General features: G+C 63.6%; 4 protein-coding genes. All 4 read left to right on the top strand.

The window, feature by feature from the left end; genetic code table 11:
- The coding region (ggt, locus tag WCE35_RS00020; protein ID WP_424591301.1) for a gamma-glutamyltransferase at positions 1-1,517 on the top strand (1,517 nt) is incomplete at its 5' end.
- 109 nt (positions 1,518-1,626) lie between these two features.
- Positions 1,627-2,025 carry an FKBP-type peptidyl-prolyl cis-trans isomerase gene (locus tag WCE35_RS00015; protein ID WP_424591302.1) on the top strand — a complete coding sequence of 133 codons (399 nt, stop codon included), beginning with the start codon at positions 1,627-1,629 and terminating at the stop codon, positions 2,023-2,025.
- Positions 2,026-2,071: 46 nt separating this feature from the next.
- On the top strand, positions 2,072-2,590 hold the full coding sequence (locus WCE35_RS00010; RefSeq protein ID WP_424591300.1) for a cupin domain-containing protein: 519 nt from the start codon (positions 2,072-2,074) through the stop codon (positions 2,588-2,590).
- 73 nt (positions 2,591-2,663) lie between these two features.
- Positions 2,664-3,692 carry an alpha/beta hydrolase gene (locus WCE35_RS00005; RefSeq protein ID WP_424591299.1) on the top strand — a complete coding sequence of 343 codons (1,029 nt, stop codon included), beginning with the start codon at positions 2,664-2,666 and terminating at the stop codon, positions 3,690-3,692.
- Positions 3,693-4,064: the final 372 nt, after the last annotated feature.

Raw genomic sequence — 4,064 nt, 5'->3', positions numbered from 1 at the left:
CTCTTGCCGCGCTGACGGCCATCGAGGTGATGCGCGCCGGGGGCACCGCCGCCGACGCCGCGGTGGCGGCCTGCGCGCTGCTCGGCGTGATCGAGCCACAATCCACCGGCATCGGCGGCGACTGTTTTGCGCTGGTGCAGCCGAAAGGCGAGGGCAGCATCGTCGCCTATAATGGCTCCGGCCGGGCGCCGATGGCCGCCAAGGCCGAATGGTATCTCGAGCGCAAGATCACCTCCGTGCCGCTGACCTCGGCGCATGCCGTCAGCATTCCCGGCGCGGTCGATGCCTGGGCGACGATCTTGCGCGATCACGGCAGGCTCGGGCTCGACACGCTGCTGCAGCCCGCGATCAAGGCCGCCGAGCAAGGCTACATCGTCGCGCCGCGCAACGCCTTCGACTGGAACAACCAGTTCGACAAGCTGAAGAACGGCACCAACACCGCGCGCTATCTGCTGCCGCGCGGCAAGCCGGCCGCCGCCGGCGACGTGATCCATCAGTTGGAACTCGGCAGGACGCTGCGCGCGATCGCCAAGAACGGCCGCGATGCGTTCTATACCGGCGCCATCGCCGAGGACATGGTCGAGACCCTGCGCGGGATCGGCGGCCTGCACACGCTGGGAGATTTCGCCGCGCACACCACCGAGACGACCTCGCCGATCGGCACCACATATAAAGGCCACGACGTCTGGCAGTGCCCGCCGAACGGGCCGGGCATCACCATGCTGGTGATGCTGAACATCCTCTCCCGCTTCGAGCTGACGAAATTCCCCCCGCTCAGCGTCGAACGCTTCCACCTCGAGGCCGAGGCCGCGCGGATCGCCTACATGATGCGCGAGGAACATATCGGCGATCCCGCCCAGGTCCATGTCGACGTGGCCGGAATTCTGGCGAAGGAATTCGCCGACGAGCATGTCAAGAACATCAAGATGGACCGGTTGCTCGATCTGCCGAACGTCGCGCCGCCGATGAATCCCTCGACGGTCTACATCACCGTGGTCGATCGGGATCGCAACGTCTGCTCCTTCATCAATTCGATCGCGCACTCCTTCGGCTCGGCGATCGTCTCCGACAACACCGGTGTTCTCTTGCAGAACCGGGCCGGCGGCTTCCGGATTCAGCCCGGCCATCCCAACTGCATCGCGCCGGGCAAGCGGCCGCTGCACACCATCATCCCGAGCCTTGTCACCAAAAACGGCCGCGCGGTGATGCCGTTCGGCGTGATGGGCGGGCAGTATCAGCCGGTCGGTCAGACCCATGTGCTGACCAATATCCTCGACTATGGTTGCGACGTGCAGGAAGCGATCGACATGCCGCGCGGCCTGCATTACGAAGGCGTCTATCAGCTCGAGGACAGCGTGCCGGCCGAAATCGTCGAGGGCCTGAAAAAGATCGGGCACAAGACCGCCCGCGTGGTCGGGCCGCTCGGCGGCGGCCAGGCGATCTGGATCGACCGGGACAAGGGCACGCTGACCGGCGGTTCCGACCCGCGCAAGGACGGTTGCGCGCTGGGATATTGAGTAACCGGGCCATCCTCGGCCGCTGCGCAAAAGAAAGGTATCACCGATGCGATCTTCCCGACGCACTATCGTCAAGACCTTGTTCGCTGCCATGGCGGCCGCGATCGCCATGCCCGTTGCCGTCTCCATGCGGGCATCGGCCCAAGCCGCAGGAAAAGCCATGACCACGCCATCGGGTTTACAGATCATCGACAGCAAGGCCGGGACCGGTGCGTCGCCGGCGCCGGGACAGACCTGCGTCATGCATTACACCGGCTGGCTTTACGAGAACGGCCAGAAGGGCAAGAAATTCGACTCTTCGGTCGATCGCAACGAGCCGTTCGAATTTCCGATCGGCCAGCGCAAGGTGATCGCCGGCTGGGACGAAGGCGTGGCGACGATGAAGGTCGGCGGCAAGCGCACGCTGATCATTCCACCGGCGCTCGGTTACGGCGCCCGCGGCGCCGGCGGCGTCATTCCGCCCAACGCGACGCTGATGTTCGATGTCGAACTGCTGGCGGTGAAATAGCCGCCGCGGACGCAAGCGCGAACGGGATTCTGGTGAGAGCCATGCGATGACAAACTCCCACGATCACCCCCATTCCGGTCATTCCCACGACCATGACGCCGAGCGCTGGAAGCATGACGGCGTCCGCGTCATTCCCGGTGACCAGCTCGATCCCAACGTGCCGTCGACCGCGGGCATGGACCGCAAGGCCGCGATCAATTTCGCGCGCGTCGGCGCCCGGAAATTATGGGCCGGCACCGTCACCATCAAACCCGACGCCAAGACCGGCGCGCACCATCACGGCCATCTCGAAAGCATCATCTATGTTGTGAAGGGCAAGGCGCGGATGCGCTGGGGCGAGCATCTGCAATTCACCGCGGAAGCCGGTCCCGGCGATTTCATTTTCATTCCGCCCTATGTGCCGCATCAGGAGATCAATGCCAGCCGCAATGAGGTGCTGGAATGCGTGCTGGTGCGCAGCGACGGCGAGGCGGTGGCGATCAATCTCGATATCGAGCCGGCGGAAAAGCCGGAGACGGTGCTGTGGGTCGATCCCGTGCACCGCGATCCCGCGGAGACGAAGTGACGAAGTCATCCCGGTGCGCGCGATAGTACGAATCCCGGACGTGCAATTGCAGAGAGCCCGACCGGAGGAAGCCATGACAGATCGCGATCCACTGCTGGGGCGGCGCACCGTCATCAAAGGCGCAGGCCTCGGGCTGCTCGCCGGAGCGCTGGCCGATACGACGGCTGCGCAAAGCGCAACTTGCATCGAAGGCGCGTCTACCCAAATCTGGAGCAACGAATATTGGGCGAAGAAGGACGACATTCCGTTGTGGATGTATCGCAAGCGCGTCGGCGAGCCGAAGGCCGGCGAGCGGCCGAAACCGGTCGTGTTTTTCGTTCACGGCTCGTCGGTGACGTCGCGGGTGTTCGATCTCGACGTGCCCGGCCACGGCGAGTATTCGATGATGGATGCGTTCGCCCGCTACGGGTTCGATTGCTGGACCATGGATCACGAAAATTACGGCAAATCGGGCCGCACCTCGGGCAATTCCGATATCGCCAGCGGCGTCGAGGACCTCAGAATCGCGACCGAGGTGATCGCCCGCGAAACCGGGCAGCAAAAATTTCATTTTATCGGCGAATCCTCCGGCGCGCTGCGCGCCGGCGCCTATGCCATGGCGGCGCCGGCGCGGATCGACCGGCTGGTGTTCGCCGCCTTCACCTACAAGGGCGAGGGGTCGCCGACCCTGAAAAAGCGTGCCGAGCAACTCGACTATTTTCGCTCGCACAACATGCGCAAGCGCGACCGCGACATGATCCGCTCGATTGCGACCCGCGACAGGCCCGGCACCAGCGATGCCGCCGTTATCGAGGCGCTGGCGGACGCGGAGATGGCGTTCGGCGACCAGATCCCGACCGGAACCTATCTCGACATGACCGCCAATCTGCCGGTGGTGCATCCGCAGAAGGTGCTGGCGCCGGTGCTGCTGGTGCGCGGCGAATATGACGGCATCGCCACCGTCACCGACCTGGAGGAATTCTACAACGAGCTGCCGAGCGGCGACCGCCAGTTCATTATCTTGCCCGGCACCGCCCATTCGGTGACGCTGGCGACCAACCGGCAATTGTTCTGGCACGTCACGCGGGCGTTTCTCACCATGCCGGCGCCGATTGCGACGTGAACACCAATCTCTCTCCCGTCATTGCGAGCTCTGTACCGACCTGACGGTCGACCCTGGTGGATGAAACAACGAACCGCGGGGTGGATTTCACGTTTTTCCGGAACCGATAAAATCAGTAACTTGGCTTCCAGTTTCTTCTTAGCATCGAACGGCGGCCTCGGATCGTATTCGATCAATAGCTGGGTCCGCCTCAAAACATGGAAAACAACCCCATGCAAAGGAGCAGTTGCTGGCATGATGCTTTGTGCGATGGCGCGAAAACATTTGACACGTCGGGCAAATCAGCGGCACTGCTCCAGCATCACGCGACCCGCAAGATGGCTATGCCCTGCCAAAGAGTCTGGATTGCTTCGTCGCTGCGCTCCTCGCAAT

It is taken from the genome of Bradyrhizobium sp., from assembly GCF_049691595.1.
Classification (GTDB): domain Bacteria; phylum Pseudomonadota; class Alphaproteobacteria; order Rhizobiales; family Xanthobacteraceae; genus Bradyrhizobium.
The sequence above is the reverse complement of the archived record's forward strand: the minus strand, read 5'-3'. Positions and strand labels throughout refer to the sequence as shown.

Excerpts from the sequence above, each read along its gene's own strand:
- WCE35_RS00010 (WP_424591300.1), top strand. The coding sequence starts at position 2,072 with ATGACAAACTCCCACGATCACCCCCATTCCGGTCATTCCCACGACCAT.
- WCE35_RS00015 (WP_424591302.1), top strand. The coding sequence starts at position 1,627 with ATGCCCGTTGCCGTCTCCATGCGGGCATCGGCCCAAGCCGCAGGAAAA.
- WCE35_RS00005 (WP_424591299.1), top strand. The coding sequence starts at position 2,664 with ATGACAGATCGCGATCCACTGCTGGGGCGGCGCACCGTCATCAAAGGC.